The 26554-nt window shown below is 73.6% G+C and carries 7 protein-coding genes; all 7 read left to right on the plus strand.

Annotated elements, in window-relative coordinates; all coding sequences use genetic code 11:
* The first annotated feature begins 110 nt into the window (after nucleotides 1-110).
* The 7 genes from MED15_RS15485 to MED15_RS15515 are packed head-to-tail and all read left to right on the plus strand — an operon-like array spanning nucleotide 111 to nucleotide 26546.
* Nucleotides 111-335 carry an MbtH family protein gene (locus MED15_RS15485; protein ID WP_112582509.1) on the plus strand — a complete coding sequence of 75 codons (225 nt, stop codon included), beginning with the start codon at nucleotides 111-113 and terminating at the stop codon, nucleotides 333-335.
* A complete protein-coding gene (locus tag MED15_RS15490; protein WP_112735969.1) occupies nucleotides 335-8380 on the plus strand; it encodes a non-ribosomal peptide synthetase in 8046 nt (2681 codons plus the stop codon). Before MED15_RS15485 ends, MED15_RS15490 begins: the two co-directional genes overlap by 1 nt.
* Nucleotides 8381-8419: 39 nt before the next feature.
* Nucleotides 8420-9391, plus strand: coding sequence for a TauD/TfdA family dioxygenase (locus MED15_RS15495; RefSeq protein WP_112582444.1), 972 nt, complete (start codon nucleotides 8420-8422; stop codon nucleotides 9389-9391).
* Complete coding sequence (locus MED15_RS15500; protein WP_112735971.1) at nucleotides 9388-9942, plus strand: DUF6817 domain-containing protein; 555 nt, start codon at nucleotides 9388-9390, stop codon at nucleotides 9940-9942. Before MED15_RS15495 ends, MED15_RS15500 begins: the two co-directional genes overlap by 4 nt.
* A 7-nt stretch (nucleotides 9943-9949) precedes the next feature.
* Nucleotides 9950-13642: an ATP-binding cassette domain-containing protein gene (locus tag MED15_RS15505; RefSeq protein ID WP_146766721.1), complete on the plus strand. Its 3693-nt coding sequence runs from the start codon at nucleotides 9950-9952 to the stop codon at nucleotides 13640-13642.
* Nucleotides 13639-19377, plus strand: a complete 5739-nt coding sequence (locus MED15_RS15510) for a non-ribosomal peptide synthetase (protein WP_112735975.1) — start codon at nucleotides 13639-13641, stop codon at nucleotides 19375-19377. The genes MED15_RS15505 and MED15_RS15510 overlap by 4 nt, the downstream gene beginning before the upstream one ends.
* Nucleotides 19377-26546 (plus strand): hybrid non-ribosomal peptide synthetase/type I polyketide synthase, encoded by a 7170-nt coding sequence (locus MED15_RS15515; protein ID WP_167457655.1) that lies wholly within the window; start codon nucleotides 19377-19379, stop codon nucleotides 26544-26546. Before MED15_RS15510 ends, MED15_RS15515 begins: the two co-directional genes overlap by 1 nt.
* The last annotated feature ends 8 nt before the right edge of the window (nucleotides 26547-26554 follow it).

The following is a 26554-nucleotide window of genomic DNA, read 5'->3' on the forward strand; positions in this document are numbered from 1 at the left end:
GTCCCGACTTCGACGCTGGCAGGTCTGACCGCCGTGGTCCCTGCCTGGCCGCCGTGCCGGTTCAGCGCTTCCCCGTCGGGTCCTGGGACCAGGCGCAGAGTGAGGAAGACGTGAACATTCTCGACAACCCCGACGGATGCTTCTTCGTAGTGGTGAACGACGAGGGGCAGCACTCGCTGTGGCCCGAGTCGCTCAGCCTGCCGGCCGGGTGGACGGTGACCCACGGGCCCGCCGACCGCGCCTCCTGCCTGGACCACGTCACCACCGAGTGGACGGACATGCGGCCGCGCAGCCTCGTGACGCACCTGGAGAGCGCCGCTCGGGAGGTGGCCTGATGACCACCGACGCGAGTGCCAGCCGCCCCGCGCCGCACGGCGCGGGGCTCTCGCCCGGCCGGTCACGCCTCGACTCGATGTCGCCCTCGAAGCGGGCCCTGTTCGAGAAGCGTCTCGGCGGCCGGCGCCCCCGGCCGGCCGAGGCGCTCGCCCGGGTGCCGCGCGGTGGCGACCTGCCCGTCTCCCCGGCACAGCGCCGGCTGTGGTTCATGGACCAGCTCGTCCCCGGCTCGGCGATGTTCAACGTGCCGACCGCCCTACGCCTGACCGGCGCACTCCGGCTCGACGTGCTCACCGACGCGGTGCGCGCCCTCGTCGACAGGCACGAGGCGCTGCGGACCGTGTTCGCGGCGAACGAGGGCGACCCGGTGCAGCGCATCCTGCCCGACATCGAGGTGGACCTCACCCCGCGCCCACTGCCCGTCGACGACGCGGCGGTGCTGGCCGCCGTACGCGACGAGGCGAGTCGTCCGTTCTCCCTCTCCGACGGGCCACTGGCTCGCGCCGCGCTGTTCCGGCAGACCCCCACCGCGCACGTGCTGGTGCTGACCCTGCACCACAGCATCTGCGACGGTTGGTCGGTCAGCCTGCTCATCGATGAGCTGCTGGAGCTGTACCGCGCCGGAGCACAGGACCGGGCTCCCACGCTCGCGCCCCTCACCGTGCAGTACGCGGACTACGCCGCCTGGGAGAGCCGTCCCGACCGGGCCGCCGAGCTGGCCGAGGGCCTCGACTACTGGAAGCGCGCGCTGGCGGGCGCGGTACCCGTCATCGACCTGCCGTTGGACCGTCCCCGCCCGCCCGTGCAGTCCTTCCGGGGCGAGCGGCACCGCTTCGCCCTGCCCGACGGCCTGTGGCAGACGGTGACCCGCCTGGCCCAGGATGAGCGGGCCACACCGTTCATGGTGCTGCTCGCCGGGTTCGCCGCGCTGATGTCGCGGTACGCGGCCCAGGACGAGGTCTCGGTGGTGACCCCGGTGGCGAACCGCCCCCGGGTCGAGCTGGAGACGATGGTCGGCTCCTTCGTCAACTCGATCGTCGTACGGGTCGACACCTCCGGCGCGCCCACCTTCCGGGCCCTGGTGGGACGGGTCCGCGATCTCGTGCAGCAGGGCATGGCGCACGGCGAGGTGCCCTTCGACACTGTGGTGGAGGCGGTCGACCCGGAGCGCGACCTCGGCCACACGCCCCTCGCGCAGGTGATGTTCGCCCTCGTCGAGGACCAGGCGTTGGAGGCCGAGGCGGCGGGGTTGCGGGTCACGGCCGTCGAACACCACCTGCCGATCAGCAAGCACGACCTGACGGTCGAGGTGTGGCCGGACGCCGACGGCCGGCTGCGGGGGGTGGCCGAGTACGCGACCGACATCCTCGACGAGCGCACCGTGGCGCGGATGGCCGCTCACCTCGGCGTTCTGCTGGTCGGTCTGACCGCCGCGCCGGACGCCCCGGTCGGGTTGGCCCGACTCCTGTCCGATGAGGAGACCCGGGCGGCGGTCGTGGACGGCAACCGCACCGAGGAGCCGCTCCTCGGTGACGTGCGCGCGCACGAGCTGTTCGCTCGGCAGGCCGCCCGTACCCCTGACGCGCCCGCGCTCCTGGTCGGTGACCTGACTGTCACGTTCGGAGAGCTGGACCGCCGGGCCGACGCCCTCGCCGCGCGGCTGCGCCGGCACGGGGTGGGACCGGAGACCCGCGTCGGCCTCTTCCTGGACCGTGGTGTCGACCTCGTCACGGCCGTGCTGGCCACCCTCCGGGCCGGCGGCGCGTACGTGCCGCTGGACGTGGGCGAGCCCGCCGAGCGGGTGCGGTTCATGCTCACCGACGCCGAGGTGCGGGTGGTCGTCACCAGCGCGGGCCGGGTCGCGGACCTACCGGACACCGACGTGTCGGTGCTGCTGCCCGACGGCGACGAGGACGCCACCACCGACCTGCCGCCGCTGCCGCGTCCGCACCCGGACAGCGCCTGCTACGTCATCTACACCTCGGGCTCGACGGGGCGACCGAAGGGTGTGGTGGTCACCCACCGCGGCCTGACCAACTACCTGGCGTGGAGCCTGCGGGCGTACCGGGTGGCCGAGGGCGGGGGCGCGCCACTGGTCTCGCCGTTGCGGTTCGACCTGTCGGTGACGACGCTGTTCTGTCCGCTGCTGGCCGGGCGTCCGGTGGTGCTCGTCGCCGACGGCACCGAGCTGGAGACCCTCACCGAGCTGCTCGGCAGCGACCTGGACCTCGGGCTGGTCAAGCTCACCCCGGCCCACCTGGAGGCGCTGGACCGGGCCGTTCCGAGCCGGACCATCGCTGCGGACGGCTATCTGATCGTCGGTGGCGAGTCGCTGCACGGCGCCACCGCCGCCGCCTGGCGACGCCGGGCTCCGGGCCTGCGCATCGTCAACGAGTACGGGCCCACCGAGACCGTCGTCGGTTGCTGCGTGCACGAGGTGCACGACGGCACCGACCTGTCCGGTGTGGTGCCGATCGGTCGTCCGATCGCCAACACGCGGCTCTACGTGCTGGACGGCAACCTGCTGCCGGTGCCGCCCGGCACGGTCGGTGAGCTGTATGTGGCGGGTGCTGGTGTGGCCCGTGGCTACCACGGTCGGCCGGACCTGACCGCCGGGCGCTTCCTGCCCGACCCGTTCGCCCCGACGCCGGGGGAGCGCATGTACCGCACCGGCGACCTCGTCCGGGTGCGACCCGACGGCGAGCTCGACTGCCTGGGCCGGATCGACACCCAGGTGAAGATCCGGGGGTACCGGGTCGAGTTGGCGGAGATCGAGGCCACCCTGACCCGGCTGCGGCAGGTCCGCGAGGCGGTTGTCCTGCTGCGAACCGACCGGCCTGGTGAGGAGCGGTTGGTCGCGTACGTCACAGCGGCCGGGGACTCCGTGGCCTACGACCCGCGTGACGCGCTGCGCGCGGAACTGCCGGACTACATGGTGCCGGAGGTCGTCGTCACGCTCGACGCGCTGCCGTTGGCCGCCAACGGCAAGGTGGACCGGGCGGCCCTGCCCGCGCCCACGGCGGCCGAGCCGGCGCCCACCCTGGCCGCTCCGGAAAGCCGGCTGGAGGAGGCCATCGCCGAGGTCTGGGCCGACGTGCTGGGGCGGCCGGTCGAGTCGATCGGGCGGGACGCGAACTTCCTCGACCTGGGTGGGCACTCCCTGCTCGCGGTCCGGGCCATGGCCCGGCTGCGCAAGAAGCTCGACATCGAGCTGCCGCTGGCGGTGTTCCTGGAGTCCACCTCGCTGGCCGACCTGGGGGCCCGGATCGAGGCGCTCGGCGGGCGGGCCCCCCGGCCCGGTCTCGTCGCCGTCCCGAGAACCGGCCCGGTGCCGTTGTCGCACGCGCAAGGACGCCTGTACTTCCTCAACCGGCTCGCCGAGGACAGCGCGTTCTACAACGTGCCCCTCGCGCTGCGCTTCGACGGTGACCTGCGCGCGGACGCGCTGCGGGTGGCCTTCGGCGCGCTGTGGGCCCGGCACGAGGGCCTGCGCACCCGGTTCCCGTCCGTGGACGGCGAACCGGTGCAGGAGTTCTTGCCCGTCGACGCCGTGGCGTACGCCGAGGTGGACGTGCGGGGCGACGCCGACCCGGAGGGTCGGCTGGCCGCCCTCTTCGACGCCGAGGGGCGCACTCCGTTCGACCTGGCCGCCGGGCCGCTGCTGCGCGGCACCCTGGTGCGGGTACGCCCCGACTCGCACGTGCTGCTGCTGACGCTGCACCACACCGTCTCCGACGGCTGGTCCCTGAACATCGTGTTGAACGACCTGGTGACGCTCTACCGGGAGATCGCCCAGGGGCAGCCGTCGTCGTTGCCCGAGCTGACACACACCTATGTGGACTACACGTTCTGGCAGCGGTCCTGGCTGACCGGCGCCGAGCTGGACGACCAGCTCGACTGGTGGAAGCGGCAGCTCGACGGCGTACCCACGCTGGACCTGCCGACCGATCGGCCGCGACCGGCGGTGCAGACCTTCCGCGGAGCGCGCCACGACATCAGCTGGTCGGCCGAGCGATCCCGGGCGGTGGCCGACCTGGCCCGGCGGGAGAAGGTCTCCCTGTTCATGGCGTTGCTGGCCGGCTTCGACGTGCTCATGGCCCAGCTCAGTGGCCAACGGGACATCACCGTCGGTACGCCCGTCGCCAACCGCACCAGCACCGAGTTGGAGAAGCTCGTCGGGTTCTTCGCCAACACCCTGGCGCTGCGGGTCGACCTCTCCGGCGACCCCACCTTCCGCGAGGTGCTGCGGCGGGTCCGCAGCACGGCGCACGGCGCGTACGCCCACCAGGACGTCCCCTTCGAGATGGTCGTCGACGCGGTGGCGCCCACCCGCAGCCTCAGCCACTCACCGCTGTTCCAGGTGCGCTTCGCGTTGCAGAACGCCCCGGGCGGCCTGCCCGACCCGGGCCCCGGCCTCACCCTCACGTCGATCGACAACGAGCAGTGCACCGCCCGCTTCGACCTGCTGATCGACCTCTGGGAGAACGGGGACGGCATCGAAGGGCACGCCGAGTACAGCACCGACCTGTTCGACGCGGGCACCGTCGAGGCGATGATGAGCCGCCTCGGGGTGCTGATGGACCGGTTGGTCGGTGACCCCGACCAGCGCGTCTTCGACGTGGATCCCCTCCTGCCGGGTGAGCGGGAGCGTCTCGATGCGCTCGCGCACGGTCCGGCGCTGCCGGTTGGCGCCGCGCACCGCACGCTCACTGCCCGGGTGGGCGAGCAGGCGCGATGCCGACCCGACGCTCCGGCGGTCACCAGCGGCGAGACGACCCTCTCCTACGGCGACCTGCACCGTCGCAGCGGTGACCTGGCCCGGGTGCTCGCCGAACGCGGCGCGGGCCCGGGAACGACGATCGCCCTGCACCTCGACCGGGGCGTCGACGTCGTCGTGGCTGCGTTGGCGGTCCTGGAAACGGGTGCCGCGTACGTGCCGCTGGACCCCGCGTACCCCGCGCAGCGGTTGGCCGCGATCGTGGCGGACGCCCGGCCGACGATGACGCTCACCACGCGCGACCTGGCGGGTCGTACGCCTCAGGGTGCGGGCGAGGTGGTGACGATCGAGGACCTGCCGGCCCCGGTGGGCCCCCGGCCGACACCGGCGCTGCGACCGGAGCACCCGGCCTACGTGGTCTACACCTCCGGCACCAAGGGGCTCCCCAAGGGTGTGGTGGTGACCCACGGCGGACTGTCCGCGTACCTGGAGGGGCTGCCGGCCGCGCTGGCCCTGCCCGACGAGCCGGTGTTTCTGCACACCGCGTCGTTCGCGTTCTCGTCGTCGGTGCGGCAGTTCGCCGTTCCGCTGGCGCTGGGCGGCCACGTGGTCGTCGCCGGGCGCGCGCACCTGGCCGACCCGTTGGCGCTGCTCACCTTCGTCACCGCGCACGGCGTGCAGGTGCTGGACCTGGTGCCGTCGTACCTGCGGGTCCTGCTGCCGGCGCTCACCTCGCCCGGCGGGTGGCGGCCACGGGTGGTGCTCACCGCCAGCGAGCCGCTGCGCTACGAACTTCCCGAGGCCATCCGCAATGCGCCGGGGACCGCGCCCCGGCTGGTCAACATGTACGGCCAGACCGAGACGACGGGCATCGTCGCCGTGGCGGAGGTCCGCATCGACCGGGCGGGCCGCGAGGCGGTGGTGCCGCTCGGTCGGCCGATCCCGGGCGCACGGCTGTACGTACTCGACGAGAGGCTGCGGCCGGTGCCGACCGGCCTGCCCGGCGAGATCGTCGTCGGTGGTGCGGGCCTGGCCCGCGGCTACCTGGGGGACGCCGCGTTGACCGCCGAGCGGTTCGTGCCCGATCCGCTGGGCGCGCCGGGCGACCGGCTGTACCGCACCGGTGACCGGGGGCGGCTGCTGCCGGACGGCACCGTGGAGTTCCTGGGCCGGATCGGCGACCAGGTCAAGATCCGGGGTCACCGGGTCGAGCCGGACGAGGTCGCCTCGGCGCTGTCCGCCCTGGACGGCGTGGGCGAGTGCGTGGTGCTCTGCGACGACGACGGGGCGGACGACCGGCGGTTGGTGGCCCACGTGGCGCTGCGGCCGGGTGCCGCGCTCTCCACTGACGACCTGCGCGCGGCGCTGCGGGAGCGGCTGCCGGATTACATGGTGCCGACGGTGGCGCTCGTCGACCGCCTGCCCCGGCTGCCCAACGGGAAGGTCGACCGGGCCGCGTTGACGGCACCGACCCCCACCGTGGCTCCGGCCACCGCCGCTGCCACCGCCACCGAGGAGACCCGGCGTGGACCGGTGGAGGGGATCCTGACCGGGATCTGGCGGGAGGTGCTGCGGGTGCGGTCGGTGGGTCCGGAGGACAACTTCTTCGCCCTGGGTGGGGACTCGCTGCACGTGATCCGGGTGGTGGACCGGGCCCGTAAGGCGGGTGTGGTGATCACGCCCGCGCAGTTCATCGCGTACCCGACCATCGCCGCGCTCGCCTCGGTCGCGACCGACGCGCAGACACCGGCCGACAAGGCGCGGGAGGTCCTGGCCGGGATCTGGCGGGAGGTGCTGCGGGTGCCGTCGGTGGGTCCGGAGGACAACTTCTTCGCCCTGGGTGGGGACTCGCTGCACGTGATCCGGGTGGTGGACCGGGCCCGTAAGGCGGGTGTGGTGATCACCCCTGCGCAGTTCATCGCGCACCCCACCATCGGCGGCCTCGCGTCCGTGGCCGGTGGGTCGACGACCGCCGGTGCGGGTGGTGACGGAAGCCGGCGTACGGACCCCGGTGTGGTGCCGCTCGTCGCGTCGCACGTGGCCTTCGCCGAGCGGAACTTCGCCGACCCGCACAAGTACACGCACATCTTCATGTTCGAGGCGATGCGGTCACTCGACCCGGCGCTGCTGGAGCGGGCCGTGGCGGCGGTGATCACCCATCACGACTCGCTGCGGATCAGCTTCCCCCGGGCCGGGGGCCGGTTGTCGGTCCGGGTCAACGAGCTGTACCAGCCCACGCCGTTCACCAGCGTGGACCTGTCCGCCCTCGACCCGGCGGACCAGGAGGTCGCCTTCCGGCGCCTCGATCGCACCCTGCACCGCAAGCTCGACATCGAGAATGGGCCGCTGCTCCAGGTCGCCCTGGTCCGCTTCGGGGCCGACCGTCCCGAGCTGCTCGTGGTGATCGTCCACCACCAGTTGATGGACAACAGCTCCTGGGACGTCCTGATGGCGGATCTCCAGACCGCGTACCAGGCGGTGGAGGCCGGCGAGGAGCCGCGCCTGCCGCTGCCGACGGCGTCGTTCGCCGAATGGTCCCGCAACCTGGACGCGCTCGCCCGTGGCACGGAGTTGACCGAGGACATCGCGTACTGGACGGCGCTGGCCAAGGAACCTGTCCCGACCTGGCCGCTGGACCACCCCGACGGAGACGACTGCATGTCGTCGGAGGAGACGGTGGTGGTCGGACTCGACGCGGAGGAAACCGCCGCGCTGCGCCGGCTGGTGCCGCAGGAGTACGGCCTGAGCCTCAACGACGCGCTGCTGGCCGCCACCCTCCAGGGCTTCACCGACTGGTCCGGTCAGTCGTCGATCCTGGTCGACCTCGTCGCCCGGGGTCGGGAGATGGGCGGTCAGGACCTCGACCTGTCCCGTGCCATCGGCCGGTTCTCGATGACCTCACCCCGGCTCGTCCGCCGACCCGAGAAGCCCGGCCCGAGGGCGCTGCTGGAGTCGGTCCGCGAACAGATCGAGGCGGTGCCCCGGCGCGGCCTCGCCTTCGGCCTGCTGCGCTACCTGGGCGGGCATCCGGAGGTGGCGGACGCGCTCGCCCCGCTCGGCAAGCCGGACATCCTGCTCAACAACTGGGGCGAGTTCGCCCACGAGCCCGAGGAGTCGCCGCTGCTCGGGCCGGCCATGGACGACTCCTGGCCGATGCCGCAGCTGCAACGCATGCACCGGCTCCAGGTGTTCGCGCGGTTCGCCGACGGTGAGCTCAGCCTGCACCTGAAGTACAGCAGCAACCTCAACAAGCGGAAGAGCATCGAGCGGCTCGCCGCCCTGACCCTGGCCGCCCTCCGGTCGTTCGTCCGGCCGGACGCCGACTGACCCGGACCACGACCCGACGTACGCGGAAGGACCTCCGACATGGACCACGTGAAAGAGAGCTGCCTGTTCCCGGAGCGCAACCGGGTGGCCTGCATCGAGGCCACCTCGCCCGGCATCTCGCCGGCGGAATGGGCCACCGAGCACCTCGACCTGATCAACGACCGACTGGACAGCCACGGCGCTGTCCTGCTGCGCGGGTTCGACGCCCCGGACGCGCCGGCCTTCTCCGCCTTCGTCAAGGTCTTCGGCGAGGAGATGGCCGAGTACACCTACCGGTCCACGCCGCGCAGCAAGGTCGGCGACGTGTACACCTCGACCGAGTACCCGGCCAGCGAGGTCATCCCGCTGCACAACGAGATGGCGTACACCAGCGTGTGGCCCCGGCGGTTGTTCTTCTACTCGAACATCCCGGCCCAGACCGGCGGGGAGACCCCGCTCGCCGACAGCCACGCCGTCTGGCAGCGCATCCCCGCCGAGGTGCGCGAGCGCTTCGAGCGGCACGGTGTGCGGTACGTGCGCAACTACCGGGTCGGTCTCGGGGTGTCCTGGCAGGAGACGTTCCCCGGGATGGACCGGGAGGCCGTGCAGGAGTTTTGCCGCGAGCGGGGCATCACCTACGAGTGGTTCGACGACGGCGCGCTGCGGACCACCGAGACCTGCCAGGCCGTCACCGTGCACCCGGTGTCCGGGCGGACGGTCTGGATGAACCAGGCCCACCTGTTCCACGTCTCCAACCTGCCCGAGGCAACCCGGGAGGCGCTGCTGGAACTGCTGGCCGAGGAGGACCTGCCGCGTAACGCGTACCTCGGCGACGGCAGCCCGATCACCGACGCCGACCTCGCGGCCATCCGCGCCGCGTTCGACGCGGAGTCCCTGGCCTTCCCCTGGCAGCAGGGTGACCTGCTGGTTGTCGACAACATGGCGATGGCGCACGGCCGGTCCAGCTTCACCGGGCCGCGCAAGACGTTGGTGGCGATGACCGGGTCGTACGGCAGTCGGGAGGCGGCGTGAGCGGGCTCGCCGAGAAGATCGCCTTCCTGGAGTCGCACGGGGTGGCCGAGTTGGCGCACTCGGAGGCCAACCTGCTGGCGCACCTGCGCGGCGTGCACGACCTGCTGGCCCAGTGGGGGGCGCGGCAGGAGCTGTGCGACGCGGGGTTGTTCCACTCGGTGTACGGCACGGAGATCTTCCCGACCGGCGCGATCCCGCACGAGCTGCGGCCCGCTGTGCGGGAGCTGATCGGTGCGGAGGCGGAGACGCTGGCGTACCTGTTCGGCACCGTCACCCGCAGCGCCCTCTTCGACGCCGCCTTCGACGGCCCGCCGTTCCTGCTCGAGGACCGCTCAGGCGGTTGCGTCGGTGTCAGCGCCGGCCAGTACGCCGACCTCGCCGCCCTGACGGTGGCGAACTGGCTGGAGCAACGTCCCCGGTTCGCCGAGTCCAGCAAGTTCAGCCGCGCCCGCGAGTTCGACGCCATGCGCCGCTATCTGCCGGACAGTGTCCGTACCGCCCTGGAGCGCGCCTACGGGTTCGCTCCGCTCGCCCTCGCTGGAAACGAGTAGACGCACCGTGTCGACAACCACCACACCGGTCCGCCCGAGTGCCGAACAGGACGCGGGAGTGCTGTCCCGACTCTTCGTCCAATGGCCCTCGATCCTGGTGAAGGCGTCCCTGCGCCGACCACTGAAGCTGTCGGACAGCCTGACGCCGCCCCGGTACGACCACCTGGAGCGGGTGACCCCGGTCTTCGAGCGTGCCTGGGCCGCCCGGCGGGACCATCCGGACGGGCTGCGGCGGGCCCTCTACCAGACCTACCGTCGACGGTTCTGGTGGGCGGGCCTGATCTTCCTGGCCTACCAGACCTGCGCGACCGTCGGGCCGCTGCTGGTGCGGGAGCTGATCGCCTGGTTCGAGGGCGACGGCCGGGGCCCGGTGGTGGAGGGTCTGCTGATCGCCGCCGGCCTGGCCGGCTTCTACGTGTTGGACGCGTTGAGCCACAAGCACCAGTGGTCCGAGGTGTGGAAGACCGCGCACTCGATCACCGCGCTGCTGCGGACCGAGATTCTGCGCAAGTACCTGCGGATGGATCGCGGTGCCCGACTGGCCCACCCCTCCGGGGAGGTCATCACCCTCGCCTCGTCCGACGCCCGGAGGGTCGGGCGGGTCGCTTTCACGCACATGGCGTGGGCGGTCCCGCTGGGCATCGCCGGCTCCTGCGTGGTCCTCTGGGTGCTGCTGGGCTGGGCGGCGCTGGTGGGCATCGTCATCCTCATCGCCGGTCTGTGGCTGTCGCACGTGGCCAACGAGAGGGTCTTCGCGCTGGTGCCGGCGATCCGGGACGCGAACGGCGTCCGGATCGGGCTGGTCGGCGAGTATCTGGGGGCCATGCGGACGCTGCGCACCCACGGCTGGGAGGACGTCGCCGAGCGGGCTGTCGGCCGGGAACGCGCGACGCTCAACGCGTTGCTGGTCCGCCGGCAGAAGCGGCTCGCCACGCTCTACCTGGTGAACGCCGCCGCGCCGGTGCTGATGGTGATGGCCACCCTGGTCACGTACGCGGCGCTGGGCAACGAACTGAAGGCGGCGGACGTGTTCGCGGCGATCGCCGTGCTGACCGTCCTCCGGTCCCAACTGCCCGAGCTGGTGCGCTACCTGGACATGCGCAACGAGTGGCGGGTGGCGTTCGGGAAGGTGACGACCTTCCTGCGGGCCCCGGACACCGCCGAGGCGTCGACCGACGGCGACGCGCCGGCCGGGGCGGTCGACCTCGACGGCGCGTCGTTCACCTGGCCCGGGGCCGACGCGGACGCCCGGCCGGTCCTGACCGGCGTCGACCTGCGGGTCGCGCCCGGTGAGTTGATCTGCGTGCTGGGTCGGGTCGGCAGCGGCAAGTCCGCGCTGCTCGCGGCGCTGGCCGGGGCGCTGCCGACGGTCGCGGGTACCGCACGGGTCGGCGGCAGCGCCGTCTACCTGCCGCAGCGCCCCTGGATCATGCAGGGCAGCGTCGTCGACAACATCCGCTGCTTCTCGCCCGACGATCCGGACCGGTACGCGGCGGTCGTCCGCGCCACGGCCCTGGAGGCGGACCTGGCGGCGATGCCGGCCCGCGACGGCACGGCCATCGGCGAGCGGGGCGTGAACCTCTCCGGCGGGCAACGGCAGCGCATCGCGTTGGCCCGCGCCGCCTACGAGGACGCCGACGTCTACCTCTTCGACGACCCGACCAGCGCCGTCGACGACGCGGTCGCCGGCACCATCCTGGAGGCGCTGTTCGACGGGGTGCTCGCCGGGCGTACCCGGATCGTTGCCACCCACCGCCTCGACGTGGCCCGGCGGGCCGACCGGGTGGTGGTCCTCGACGGCGGCCGGGTGGTCGCGGCGGGCCGGTTCGCCGACGTCGCCGCGCAGATGCCCGACCTGCTGCCGGCCGTGGCCGCCGAGGCCGCGACGCCGTCCGACCCGGACGGCGCCGGGCTGGACGAGGTGGCCGAGGAGGTGGCCGCCGAGGAGGAGGAGACGGTCCGCGCCGGTCAGGTCGGCTCCGCCACCTACCGCCGTTACCTGCAGGTGCTGACCCCGGGCCTCCTCGCTGTCGTTCTGCTCGGCCTGGCCGTCGGCGGGCAGGCCGTCCTGGGCGGCTCGTCGTTCTGGCTCGGCCACTGGACCGAGCACGCCGGGCAGGACACGCTGTACTACGCGGGGGTGTTCGCCGCCATCGGTCTGTTGGCGCTCGTGCTGGATCGCGGGCTGTTCAGCTTCGCCTTCGCCCGGGGTGTGTCCGCCGGCCAGAACCTGCACGCGTCGATGTTGCACCGGGTCTTCCGGGCCCCGCTGTCGTTCTTCGACCGCAACTCCTCCGGACGTGTTCTGGCGCGGTTCTCCGGTGACATGGAGACCATCGACCTGGAGTTGCCGGAGACCACAATGGACACCCTCCGGGTCGCCGTCGGCCTGGTCGTGCCGTTGGCGGCGCTGGCCTTCACCAGTCCACTGATGCTGGTGGCGGCCCCGCTGCTGCTGGTGGTCTACCTCCGCTGGCAGCGGCTCACCAGGGCCAGCACGGTCGAGGCGTCCCGGCTGTCGAAGCAGGCGAACGAGCCGATGCTCGCGCTGCTCAACGAGGCGGTCGACGGGGTGACCTCGATCGAGGGCCGGAACAGCCGGGTGCGCGGCTACCAGGCTGCGTTCGGTGAGCGGGTCCGCGTCGCGCACCACGCCGACTACACGGTCAACGCGCTGTCGCGGCACTTCAACCTGAAGCTCGACATGCTCGGCGCGGTCGTCCTGCTGACGTACGGGGTGCTGATCGTCGCCGTGGGCGGGATCGGCGCCGGGCTGGCCGGTGTCGGGGTCAGTTTCGTGTACGCGCTGATGGAGGCGCTGGCCATGAGCCTGATGACGGTGCAGATGATGGACCTGTCGCTGGCGAGTTTCGAACGTGTCGACGACTACACCCGGCTGCCGGTCGAGCCGACCGACGGGCGACCGGCCCCGGCCGGCTGGCCCACCGCCGGCGAGGTCCACTTCGAGAACGTCACCCTGCGCTATGCCGAGGGCGGCCCGGCCGCGCTGAACGGCGTGTCGTTCGACGCCCCGGCGGGCAGCAAGATCGGCATCGTCGGCCGGACCGGCAGCGGCAAGTCCAGCCTGTTCACCGCGCTGCTGCGGTTCGTGCCGGCCGAGCAGGGGCGCATCCTCGTCGACGGGGTGGACACCGCCACGCTGCGGCTGGCCGACCTGCGGGCCGCCGTCGAGGTGGTACCGCAGGATCCGGTGCTGCTGCCCGGCACCCTGCGGGACAACATCGACCCGACCGGTGCGTACCCCGACGCGGCGGTCACCGCCGTCCTCACCAAGGTGGGCCTCGCCGACCGGCTGCTCGGCGTGGGCGGTGACGGTCTCGACGCGGCCCTGTCCGCCGACGGCGGGCAGCTCAGCGCCGGTGAACGGCAGCTGCTCTGCCTGGCCCGGGCGTTGCTGCGGGACGCGAAGCTGGTCCTCATCGACGAGGCCACGTCGAGCCTCGACGCCGAGACCGACGCCCGCATCCAGCGGCTGCTGGCGGTGGACCTCGCCGGCGCGACGGTGCTCACCATCGCCCACCGCCGGGAGACCCTGGCCGGCGCCGACCGGGTGGTGACGCTCGACGGTGGGCTGGTGGCCCGGGTGACCGACCGCGATCCGGCCGGGGTGCTGGCCGGGGCGACGAACCCGGTCGGGCAGCGTGCCGGCGAGCCGAGTCTCGGGGAGCCGGTCCAGTGACCGGATCGCGTGCGGTGGCCCAGGAGATGGACGCGCTCGTCCACTGGCGGGCCGGGCTGGCCGGCGTACCCACCCTGGACCTGGTCACCGACCGGGTCCGCCCGGCCCGTCGTCGCCAGCACACCGACCGGGTGACGCTCACCGTCGGCCCGGACACCACCCGACGGCTGCACGCGGTGAGCGCGGCGTTGGGCGTCGCACCCTCCGTGCCGTTGCTCGCCGTGGGGCAGGTGGTGCTGGGCCGGCACGCCGGCACCCGGGACCTGGCCACCGCGACGCCGCTGGACGGCGCCCTGGTGCCGTTGCGCGGCAGGTGGGACGACGACCCGTCGGCCGCCGACCTGTTCGCGCGGGTCGACGCCGGGTTGCGGGCGGCCTCGCCGTACACCGGCGTCCCGCTGCACCGGGTGGCCGAGGCGCTCGGCCTACCCCACGACCCGAGTCGTGCCGCGCTCTGCCCGGTCGTGCTGGGGGTGGGAGCGGCCCCCGCCACCACCGGGGCGGTGCCGCCCGACCTGAGCGTGCTCTGGGACGAGCCGCGGCCCGACGCGGCGTTCGCAGTCCTCGCCTACGACCCGGACCTGTTCGACAGCGCGACGGTGCGCCGGTTCGCCGACCACTACCTGACGTTGCTCGACAACGCCCTGACCGACCCCGAGGCGCCGATCTCCACCCTCGCGCACACGTCGGCGCAGGAGCGCGCGCTGATCGTCCGGTGGGGCACCGGCGGCGGTACGGCAGGTCCGCCGAGTGTGCCGGCGGCGTTCCTCACCCAGGCCGAGGCGACACCGGACGCCGTCGCTCTGGAGTACGACGGCACCACCCTCACGTACGCCGAGGTGCGCGCCCGGGCCGACGCCCTGGCGACGGTCCTGACCGGACACGGGGTCACCCCGGGCAGCGTCGTCGGCCTGGCGATGGGCTCGTCCGCCCAGTTCGTCGTGGCGATGCTCGCGGTGCTCGCCACCGGGGCGGCGTACCTGCCCCTGGACCCGTCCTACCCCGAGGCGCGGCGGGAGTTCATGCTGCGCGACAGCGGGGCGCGGCTGCTGCTCGCCGACGGTCCGGTGGCCGTCGTCGACGACCTGCCGGTGCTGCGGCTCGACCGGCTGGTGCTGCCCTCGGGACGGTCCGCGCCGACGTGGCCGCTGACGTACCCGACGCAGCGGGCCTGCGTCCTGTACACCTCCGGGTCGACAGGGCGGCCGAAGGGGGTCGAGACCACCCACGGCGGGATCGTCCGGCTGGTTCACCGCGCCGACTACTTCCCCGTCGGGCCCGCCGACGCGGTCGCACAGGCGGCCAACGTGTCGTTCGACGCGGCGAGCTTCGAGGTGTGGGGTGCGCTGCTCAACGGCGCGCGCCTGGTGGGCATCCCCAAGGACGACGTGCTCACGCCGTCCCGGCTGGGTCACCGACTCGCCGAGCACGGCGTCACGGTGCTGATGCTCACCACCGCCCTGTTCCACAGGTGCGTGGACGCCGACCCGGCGATGTTCGCCCCGCTGCGCGCCCTCTACTTCGGCGGCGAGCCGGCCGACGCCCGCCGGGTCGCCACGCTGGCCGCCGCCCTGCCGGGGTTGCGCCTCGTCAACGGGTACGGCCCGACCGAGTGCACCACGTTCTCCAGCACCTGGGACGTGACCGATCTGCCCGGCGACGCGGCGCGGACCCCGATCGGTCGACCGATCGGTGGGGAGCTGCTCTACGTCCTCGACGACCACGGCCGGCTGACCGGCATCGGCGCTCCGGGGGAGCTGTTCATCGGCGGCGCCGGTCTCGCGCACGGGTACGTCGGCAGGCCCGACCTGACCGCCGAGCGGTTCGTGCCGAGCCCCTTCGAGCCCGGCGCCCGCGTCTACCGCACGGGTGACGTGGTGCGGTGGCGCGAGGACGGTCAACTGGAGTGCCTGGGCCGGGCCGACCAGCAGGTCAAGATCCGCGGTGTCCGGATCGAGCCGGACGAGATCGCCAGCACCCTCACCACCTGCCCGGGCGTCCGGGCCGCCGCCGTCACGGTGCACGGGGACGGCGACGAACGTCGGCTCGTCGCCTACGTCGTCACGGACGACGCCCCGGTCCCGGCGGGTGAGCTGCGCGCCCACCTCGCGGCCCGGCTGCCCGAGGCGATGGTGCCGACCTGGTACGTGCCGCTGGCGGCGTTGCCGGTCACCCCCAACGGCAAGGTGGACCGCCGAGCGCTGCCCGCGCCGGACGCGCACCACGGCGTCCGGGCCGCCGACGGCGTGCCGCCCAGCGGCCCGATCGAGGAACTTGTCGCACGGACCTGGCAGGACCTGCTCGGCGTGCCGGTGGTGTCCGCCGCCGACGACTTCTTCGCCCTCGGCGGCCACTCGTTGCTCGCGGCGCAGATGATGGCGCGGATCGCCGCCGCCGCCGGCGTGCGGCTGGGCGTCCGCGCCGCCTTCGAGGCGCCCACCGTCGCCGCGCTCGCGGCACGCGTCGCCGACGCCGGCCCGGACGACGCCCGCCCGCCGGTGCCGGCCGCCGGCCCCGGGCCGCACCCCCTGTCGTACGCCCAGCAGCGGCTGTGGTTCCTCGACCAGCTCGACGCTGGTCAGGCGGTCTACTCGGTGCCGCTGGTGCTCACCGTGGACGGCCCGCTCGACGTCGACGCCCTCGACGCCGGCCTGCGGGGGCTGGTGACGCGGCACGCGGCGCTGCGGACCCGGCTGGTGACGATCGACGGCGAGCCCCGGCAGGTAGTGGACGACGAGCCACCGGTCGTCCTCACCGTGGACGACCTGCGCGACCGGGCCGACCGTGACGAGCAGGCCGACGCCCTGCTGCGCCACGCCGCCGCCCGACCCTTCGACCTCGCCACCGGGCCGCTGGCTCGCTGGCATCTGATCCGGCTGACCGACGAGCACGCGATGCTCCTGATGACGTTGCACCACGCGGTCTGTGACGGCTGGTCGATCGGTGTGTTGATCCGTGACCTCGGCGCGTTCTACGCCGCCCGGACCATCGGCACGCCCGCACCGGTCCCGCTCACCGTCGAGTACGTCGACTACACCCTGTGGCAGCGCGCGTTGCTGGCCGGCGACGCGCGGACGACCCAGCTCGCGTACTGGGTGGACCGGCTCGCGGGTGCGACCGCGGCACTGGACCTCCCGACCGACCGTCCCCGCCCGGCCACCGCCCGGCACCGGGGGGAGACGTTCGACGTACGGCTGCCCGCCGCCCTGGTCGAACGCCTCGACGCGGTGGGACGGCGGCACGGCGTCACCCGGTTCATGGTGCTGCTCGCCGTGTTCCAGTTGGTGCTGGGCCGGTACGCGGACGTCCGCGACGTCAGTGTCGGCAGCCCGGTGTCCGGGCGCACCCGCTCCGAGTTCGACGACCTGGTGGGTTTCTTCGTCAACACCGTCGTGCTGCGGACCCGTTGGCAGGACACCGAGACGTTCGTCGACGTGCTGGCCCGGGTGCGGGACGCGGTGCTCGGCGCGTACGAGCACCAGGACGTTCCGTTCGAGCAGGTCGTCGAGGCGGTCCGGCCACCACGCGACCCCAGTCGTACCCCGCTGTTCCAGGTCATGCTGTCGGCACAGAACCTGCCCGAGCGGACCGACGCGGTGCCCGGTCTGTCGGTCGGGGTGACCGAGCCACCCGGCCGGGTGGCGAAGTTCGACCTCACGGTGGCCTGGGACGAGGTGCCCAGCGCCACGGGCGAGCTGCGCGGCACCGTGGAGTACGACGTCGACCTGTTCGACAGGGACACCGCCGAGCGGCTGGCGCACAGTTACCGCACCCTGCTGGAGTCGGCGCTGAGCACCCCGGACGCCCCGGTGTCCACACTGGACCTGCTGCCCGGCCCCGAGCTGGTCCCGCCGGCCGGCGGGGCGACCGACGCGCCGACCGCGTCGACTCTGCACGGCCTGGTCGCCGCCGCCGCGGCGCGCTGGCAGCAGCGCCCGGCGCTGGTGCAGGGCGACCGGCAGGTCAGCCACGCCGAGCTGGACAGCCGCGCCGCCGCGGTGCACGCCCACCTGACCGCCCGGGGCGTACGCCCCGGTGACACCGTCGCCGTCCTGCTGGAGCGCAGCCCTGACTGGCCGGCGGCGCTGCTCGGCATCCTGCGCGCCGGGGCCGCGTACGTGCCACTGGACCCGGCGATCCCGCCGAAGCGGTTGGCGCACATCCTCGCCGACTCGTCGGCGGTGCTGCTGCTCGGCTCCCGCGAGAACCACCCGCCCGCCGCCGACCTGCCGTTCGTCGCGATCGAGGACGCGTTGCTCGCCGCCCCGGCCGCTGCCGGCACGCCGGTGCACCCGTCGGCGCCGGCGTACGTGCTCTACACCTCGGGCACCACCGGGCAACCCAAGGGCGTCCGCGTCAGCCACGGCAACCTGGTGCACACCCTGGAGGCGGTCGCCGGGCACTACGCGCTCACCCCCGCCGACCGGGTGCTCCAGTTCGCCGCGCTCGGCTTCGACGTGGCCGCCGAGGAGCTGTTCGGGACGCTGATCCGGGGCGGGGCCGTGGTGTTGCCGCCGGCCGGGCCGGTGCCCGGTCTCGACGAGTTCACCGCGCTGGTCCGCCGGGAGCGACTCACAGTGCTCAACCTGCCGGCGTCGTACTGGCACGAGTGGGTGGCGGTGCTGGACCGTCACCCGCCCGCCTCCTGTCCGGACCTGCGGCTCGTCGTGGTCGGCAGCGAGCGGGTCGACGCGGGGCGGCTCGCCCAGTGGCGCGCCACCGCGCCGGAGGTGCGCTGGCTCAACGCGTACGGCCCGACCGAGGCCACCATCACCGCCACCGTGCACGAGCCGGGCGGCGACCGGGAGCCGGTCACCGGCAGCGTCCCGGTGGGGCTGCCGCTGCCGGGCGTGCGGGCGTACGTCCTCGATCGTGGACTGCGGCCGGTGCCGCGCGGGGTCCCGGGGGACCTGTGGCTCGGCGGACCGGGGGTGGCGCAGGGCTACGTCGGGGACCCGGCCCGCACCGCCGTCAGCTTCCTGCCCGACCCGTGGGGCCCGCCCGGCGGCCGCATGTACGGCACCCGGGACCGGGTCCGGCTCGGTGTCGGTGGGGTGCTCGAGTTCCTCGGCCGGGAGGACGGTCAGGTCAAGGTGCGCGGATTCCGGATCGAGTTGGGCGAGATCGAGGCGGCGCTCGGTGCCCACCCAACGGTAGGAGAGGCGGCTGCGGTGCTGCGCGAGGACGTGCCGGGCCGGCCCACGCTGGTCGGTTACGTGACGCCCAGCGACGTGGACGTGGCGCTGCTGCGCGCGCACCTGGCCGACCGGCTGCCCGGGTACATGGTGCCGGCCACGATCGTCACGCTGGACCGGCTGCCACGCAGCGACCGCGGCAAGGTCGACCGGGACGCCCTCGCGCCGCCCGCCGCCCCGACCCCTGCCGGGGCGGGTGTGCCCGGCAGCGAGTTGGAGCGCGCGGTGGCGGCGATCTGGCGCGACGTGCTGGTGGTCGACGAGGTGGGCGTCGACGACAACTTCTTCGACATCGGTGGGCACTCGCTGCTCGTGATGCGGGTGCAGACGCACCTGTCCGAGCGGCTGGGTCGCACGGTGCCGGTGGTGGAGCTGTTCCGCCACCCCACCGTGCGGGCACTCGCCCGGCACCTGGCGTCCGGGGACCGGACGCCGGCGATGTCCGCGGGGCACCACCGCGCCGAGACACGCGCCGCCATCCAACGGGCGCGCACACCGCGACGTCGGCCGGGCCGGCATCACGACAGGGGGGACGCATGATGACCGAGGAACGTACGCTGCCCGACACCGCCATCGCCGTCGTCGGAATGGCGCTCCGGGTTCCCGGGGCCGCCACCCTCGACGCCTTCTGGAGCAACCTGCGCGACGGGGTCGAATCTCTCACCACCCTCGACGACGCCGACCTGATCGCCGACGGCGTCGCACCCGAGGAGTTCAACCACCCCGACTACGTCCGTGCCCTCGGCGTCCTCGACGACCCGGCCGGCTTCGACGCCCGCTTCTTCGGGTTCTCGGCCCGTGAGGCGCAGCTGCTCGACCCGCAGCACCGGATCTTCCTGGAGTGCGCCTGGGAGGCGTTGGAGCACGCCGGTCACCCGTTCGACTCCACGACACCCGTGACAGGTGTCTACGCCGGGGTGGGGGAGAGCTCCTACCTGCTGCACAATCTGCTGCCCAACGCGGACCTGGTGGCCCGGGTCGGGGCGTTCCAGACCTCCATCGGCAACGACAAGGACTTCCTGCCGACCCGGGTGTCGTACAAGGTCAACCTGCGGGGCCCCAGCATCAGCGTGCAGACCGGCTGCTCCACCTCCCTGGTCGCCGTGCACATGGCCGCGCAGGCGCTGCTGGCCGGCGAGTGCGACGTCGCGCTGGCCGGCGGCGCGACGGTCATCGCCCGCCGCCGTGGCTACCGGCACACCCAGGGCGGCATCCTCTCCGCCGACGGCCACTGCCGGGCGTTCGACGCCGAGGCGACCGGCGCGGTGGCCGGCAGCGGCGCCGGCGTCGTCGTGCTCAAGCGGCTCGCCGACGCGATGACGGACGGCGACCTGGTACACGCCGTGATCCGGGGCTCGGCCGTGAACAACGACGGCGACCGCAAGGTCGGCTTCACCGCCCCGAGCGTGGACGGGCAGGCCGACGTCATCGCCGAGGCGCTCGCCGTCGCCGGGGTCGACCCCGGCACGATCGGTTACGTCGAGGCGCACGGCACCGGCACCCCGCTCGGTGACCCGATCGAGGTGGCCGCGTTGACGAGTGCCTTCGGTGATCTGCCGCCGGGCCGCATCGGGCTCGGCTCGGTCAAGACGAACGTCGGGCACCTCGACACCGCCGCCGGGGTCGTCGGTCTGATCAAGACGGTGCTGGCACTGCGGGCCGGCGAGATCCCACCGTCGCTGCACTTCCGCACCGCCAACCCCGAGCTGGCTCTGGACGCGAGTCCCTTCCACGTCGTCGCGGCCCGCACCCCATGGCCCGGCGGGGTGCGCCGTGCCGGGGTCAGCTCGTTCGGCATCGGCGGCACCAACGCGCACGTCGTCGTGGAGGAGGCCCCGACCCGCGCGGCAGGCCAGGAGAGCCGCCGGCGGCACCTGCTGCCCCTGTCCGCCGCCACACCCACCGCCCTCGACACGGCTGCCGACCGACTCGCCGCGCACCTGAGCGCCCACCCGGACACGCCGCTGGCCGAGGTGGCGTACACCCTGCAACGCGGCCGGCGGACCCTGCCGTACCGCCGGACGGTCGTCGGCGGCAGCCCCACCGAGGTGGTCGAGGCGTTGCGGCGACCGGCGGCCCGGTCGGCCGAGACCGCCACCGACCGCGCGGTGCTGTTCACCTTCCCCGGTCAGGGCGCGCAGCGCACCGGCATGGCGCACGCCCTCTACGTCGCTGAGCCGGTGTTCCGCTCCGAGGTGGACCGGGCCGCGGACCTCCTGACGCCGTTGCTCGACACGGACATCCGGGACCTGCTGTTCCCCGCCGACGACCAGCGGGAGACCGCTGCGGAACAGCTCCGGCAGACCCGGTACGCGCAGCCGGCGCTGTTCGTCGTCGAGTACGCGCTGGCGAAGCTCTGGGCGCACTGGGGCGTACGACCGGCGGGGCTGCTCGGGCACAGTGTGGGTGAGCTGGTGGCCGCCTGCCTGGCCGGGGTGTTCGCGCTGCCCGACGCGGTGCGCCTGGTCGCGGCACGCGGTCGGCTCATGCAGGCGGCGGAGCCGGGCGTGATGCTCGCGGTGCCGCTGGCCGAGGCCGAGCTGCTGCCGCTGCTCGACGATGTGCTGGACCTCGCCGCCGTCAACGGCCCCCGGCAGTGCACCGTCTCCGGGCCGCCCGAGGCCGTGGCGGCTCTCGAGGCCCGGCTGCGCGAGCGGGGGGTGGCCTCGACCCGGCTGGCCACCTCGCACGCGTTCCACTCCCGGGCCATGGCCGCCGCCGGGTCGGCGTTCGAGGCGGAGGTGACCCAGGTGCCGCGCTCGGCGCCGGAGATCCCCTTCGTGTCGAACGTGACAGGTGCCTGGATCACCGCCGAGTCGGCCACCAGCCCCGCGTACTGGTCCCGGCAACTGCGGTCGACCGTCCGCTTCGGCGACGGCCTGGCGGCGCTGCGCGACGCTGACGCCGACGCCGTGGTGCTGGAGATCGGCCCCGGGCGGGTGTTGACCCGCCTCGCCGGTGGGTCGGCCGCCCGCGCGGTGGCGTCGCTGCCGTCGGCCGGTCGGGACGCCGACGCCGAGACGGAGCTCCTCGCCGCCGCCGGTGCGCTGTGGCGGATGGGCGTCGCGATCGGGTGGGAGGCGCTGCACGGTGACGTGCCGCCCCGGCGGACCGTCCTGCCGGCCTACCCGTTCGAGCGGGAACGCTGCTGGGTCGATCCTCCCCGCGACGCGGTGACGAGCCGGGCGGGTGCCGACGGGCTCGTCGTGCGCGGCTACCGCCGGGCCGGCGGTGCCGGGCCGGCGACCACCGGGACCGGTGCCTGGCTGGCCTTCGACGCCGGTCTGCCGGACGGCGTCGTCGACGAGCTACGCGCGGCGGGGAGCCGGATGGTCGCCGCTGACCTCGATCCGGCGACCGGCGCGCTCCGCACGTCGCTGTCGCCGCAGGAGCGGATCAGCGGGGTGCTGCTGGCGGTTCCACAGGGCGACCCGGCACCTACGCTCGCGGCCCTTGGTGACGCGCTCACCAGGCGCGGCGACGAGTACGCCCGGGTGGTCGTCGTCACCGACGGCGCGCTCGACGTGACCGGCACCGAGACGCTGGTGCCGCCGCGCGGCGTGCTCGCCGGTTGGGCGACCGGCGGCGCGCCCGGCACCCGGACGCTGCTCGACGTGCTCCCGGCCACGACGCCGGTTGCCGCCCGCCGCCTCGCCGCCTCGGTGGTGCGGGAGGTCAGGTGCGCGCACCCCGAGCCGGTGGTGGCCCTGCGTGGCGGGCACCGCTTTCTGCCGCACGTCACCGCAGCTCCGGCTGCCGCCCCCGAGCGGCACACCGGCGCCCGATACCAGCTCGCCGGCGACACGGTGGTCGGTGCCGCGTTCCGGCGGGCCCTCACCACAGCCGGTGCGAGCGTCGACGACCCGGGGGTTGCCGGTCAGCCCGGTCCGGTGACCGTGCTGGTGCCGGTGGACGTCCGCACGTCCGCCGACGAGGCCCTGGCCACGCTGGCCGCCGTGGGCGTCGGCGCGCGGGAGCCGGTCACCGCCGTCGAGGTGCACCTGCTCGGCGGTACGCCGGACAACCCGCTCGCCGGCCGCCTCGTCGCGCAGGCGGCGGCGCTGGGCCGGGAGTCCGACGCGGAGTGGGTGACCTACGGGTGGCCGGTGGCGGACCTGTCGGCCGTCGAACGGACAGCCGCCCGGGTGGTGGGCGCGGCGGCCTCCACCGGGCACGTGTTGGTCACCGTGCTCGACGAGACCGAGGGCGGCGCGGCGGAGGACCCAGCCGAGGTCCACGCGGTCGAGGACCCCACCGAGCGCGAGGTGGCGGCGATCTTCGCCGACCTGCTCGGCGAACGGGACGTCGCGCCCACCGTCGGCTTCTTCGAGCTGGGTGGGCACTCCCTGCTCGCCGCTCAGCTCGTCGCCCAGGTCGGCCGGGTGTGCGAGGCGGACGTCCCGCTGCGCGCCTTCGTCGCCGACCCGACGGTCCGTGGTCTCGCCGCGGCGGTACGCGCGGCCCGCGCCGAGGCCGGTGTCAGCGGCCCCGAGCCGTTGCCGGCAGTCGTGCCGGACCCGGCGTCGGCGCACCTGCCGTTCCCGCTGACCGATGTGCAGCAGGCGTACTGGATCGGCCGCACCGGCGTGTTCGAGCTGGGCAACGTCGGCATGCACGGCTACGAGGAGTTCGACGTCCCCGAGCTGGACGTGGCGCGGTTGCAGCGGGCGCTGCGCCGGCTGATCCGGCGGCACGGGTCGCTGCGTACCGTCGTGCTGCCGCACGGCGAGCAGCAGGTCCTCGACGAGGTACCGGACTACGTCGTCGTCACCGAGGACGTGCGGGGTCGCCCGGCCGCCGAGGTGAACGCGAGCTTCGAGCGGACCCGCGCCGCCATGTCGCACCAGGTGTTCGTGCCGGACCGGTGGCCGCTGTTCGAACTGCGCGCCACACTGCTCGACGAGGGTCGGGGGCGGGTGCACTACAGCATCGACGGCCTGATCACCGACGCCTGGGCGTCGAGCATCGTGATGCGTGAGTTGACCCTGCTCTACCACGAGCCGGACGCGACCCTGCCCGAGCTGGAGTTGAGCTTCCGCGACTACGTGCTCGCCGCGCGGGCCGCGGAGTCGACCGAGCGGTACCAGCGCGCCGCCGCGTACTGGCAGGAGCGGGTGCCGACGCTGGCCCTCGCCCCGGAGTTGCCGCTGGCGGCCGACCCGCACACCATCGCCGCGCCCCGCTTCGCCCGGCTCACCGGGCAGGTGCCGGCGGACGAGTGGGACACCGTCAAGGCCGCCGCGTCCCGGCGCGGCCTCACTCCGACCGCGCTGCTGCTGGCCGCCTACGGCGAGGTGGTCGCCACCTGGTCGAAGAACCAGCGGTTCAGCCTCAACCTGCCCATGGCGCACCGGTTGCCGCTGCACCCGCAGGTCGACGCGATCCTGGGTGACTTCACCTCGGTGACGCTGTTGGAGATCGACGCGGGCGGTGCGGCGTCGTTCGAGAACCGCGCCCGGACGATCCGGGACCAACTCCTCGCCGACCTCGACCACGGACTGTTCAGCGGTGTGCGGGTCGCGCGGGAGCTGAAGCGGGTACGCGGTGACGCCGCCGCCGTCATGCCCGTCGTGTTCACCAGCCTGTTTGAGGGCATCGGCGGGCACCCGCAGATCGGCGAGGTGGTCTACTCCATCTCCCAGACACCGCAGATCTGGATCGACACCCAGGTGTACGAGATGAACGGTGCCCTGGTGCTGGACATCGACGCCGTCGAGGGTCTCTTCCCCGAGGGCATGGTCGCTGCCATGCACGCGGCGACGCTGTCGGTGCTGCACTGGCTCGCCGCCGACGAGGCGCACTGGGCCGACCCGGTGCCGTCGCTGGTGCCCCGCGCGGAGCTCGCCGCCCAGGCGGCGTACAACCGCACGGAGGCGCCGTTGCCGGTGGGCATGCTGCACGAGCCGTTCTTCGCCACCGCCGCCCGGGTGCCCGAGCGCCCGGCCGTGATCACGCCGACCCGGACGCTCACCTACGGCGAGCTGGCGGACCGCGCCCGCACGATCGCCGCCCACCTCGTCGGTTTGCGGGTACGCCCCGACGAGCTCGTCGCGGTGGTGATGGACAAGGGCTGGGAGCAGTGCGCCGCCGTCCTCGGTGTGCTCGCCGCCGGGGCCGCGTACCTGCCGATCGACCCGGACCTGCCGGACGAGCGGGTGCGTTTCCTGCTGACGCACGGCCGGGTGCGTGTGGTGCTGACCCAGGGGCGTCTGGCCGGTCCCGGGGCGCACCGGTTCGGCGACGTCGAGGTGTTGCGGGTGGACGAGCTGCGGGTCCTCCCGGCGGGCGCGCTGCCGGCGATCGACACCACGCCCCACAACCTCGCGTACGTCATCTTCACCTCCGGGTCCACCGGCCTGCCCAAGGGCGTGATGATCGAACACGAGGGTGCGTTGAACACCGTCGTCGACATCAACGAGCGCTTCCGGGTGGGCGAGGACGACCGGGTCCTGGCGCTGTCGTCGCTGAGCTTCGACCTGTCCGTGTACGACGTCTTCGGTCCGCTCGCCGTCGGCGGCGCGGTGGTGCTCCCGGAGGCGGCGGCACACCGTGATCCGGCCGCCTGGCTCGACCTGCTCACCAAGGCCAACGTGACGATCTGGAACTCGGTGCCGGCCCTCATGGAGCTGTTCGTCGAGCACCTCACCGTCCGGGAGGCCACCGGCGGCCTGCGACTGGTCATGCTCAGCGGTGACTGGATCCCGGTCGCCCTGCCGGACCGGATCCGGCAGACGCTCGACGGGCCCGAGGTGGTCAGCCTCGGTGGCGCGACGGAGGCGTCGATCTGGTCCATCCTCTACCCGATCGGGGCGGTCCCGGCGGAGTGGACGAGCATCCCGTACGGGCGGCCCATGGTGAACCAGACCTTTCACGTCCTCGACGACGCGTTGCGACCCCGACCCACCGGGGTTCCCGGGCACCTGCACATCGGTGGTGTCGGCCTGGCCCGCGGCTACCTGCACGACGAGGCGCGGACGACGGCGAGCTTCGTTGCGGACCCGGCCACCGGAACCCGTCTGTACCGCACCGGTGACCTCGGCCGGTTCCTGCCGAGCGGGGAGATCGAGTTCCTGGGCCGGGAGGACTTCCAGGTCAAGGTGCAGGGTTACCGCATCGAGCTGGGCGAGATCGAGACCGCCCTCGCCCAGCACCCCGAGGTGCGCGGCGCGGTGGTGGTGGCGCAGGGCGAGCCGCGTGGCGCGAAGCGTCTCGTCGCCTTCGTCGTCCCCCGGGTCGCCGGTTCCGTGCCGACGGACGTGCGCGAGTTCCTCGCGGGCAAGCTGCCGGGGTACATGGTGCCGGCGGCGTTCCACGAGATCGACGAGCTGCCGCTGACCGCCAACGGGAAGGTCGACAGGCGACCACTGGTGGAGTTGGCCGACGCGGTCGAGGCGGACGACGTGCCGTACGTGGCACCCCGCTCCACCCTGGAGGAGACCATCGCCGAGGTCTGGGCCGGCATCCTGCGGGTCGACCGGATCGGCGTGCACGACAACTTCTTCGCCCTCGGCGGAGACTCGTTGCTGGCGATGCGGGCGGTGGTGCACCTGCGCAAGGCGTTCGACGTGCAGGTGCCGATCCGGGTGCTGTTCGACAGCCCCACCCTGGAGGCCGCCGCGTTCGCCATCGAGGACCACCTGCTCAGTGAGCTGGAGGAGATGTCCGACGAGGAGGCCAGCGCCCTGCTGGCCGACGAGCCGACGTACTAGGAGAGCCG

Source organism: Micromonospora noduli, assembly GCF_003264475.1.
GTDB classification, from domain to species: domain Bacteria; phylum Actinomycetota; class Actinomycetes; order Mycobacteriales; family Micromonosporaceae; genus Micromonospora; species Micromonospora noduli.

What these genes read in the sequence shown, in the direction of transcription:
- MED15_RS15495 (WP_112582444.1), top strand. Translation starts at nt 8,420, where the DNA reads ATGGACCACGTGAAAGAGAGCTGCCTGTTCCCGGAGCGCAACCGGGTG.
- MED15_RS15515 (WP_167457655.1), top strand. Translation starts at nt 19,377, where the DNA reads ATGACCGAGGAACGTACGCTGCCCGACACCGCCATCGCCGTCGTCGGA.
- MED15_RS15490 (WP_112735969.1), top strand. Translation starts at nt 335, where the DNA reads ATGACCACCGACGCGAGTGCCAGCCGCCCCGCGCCGCACGGCGCGGGG.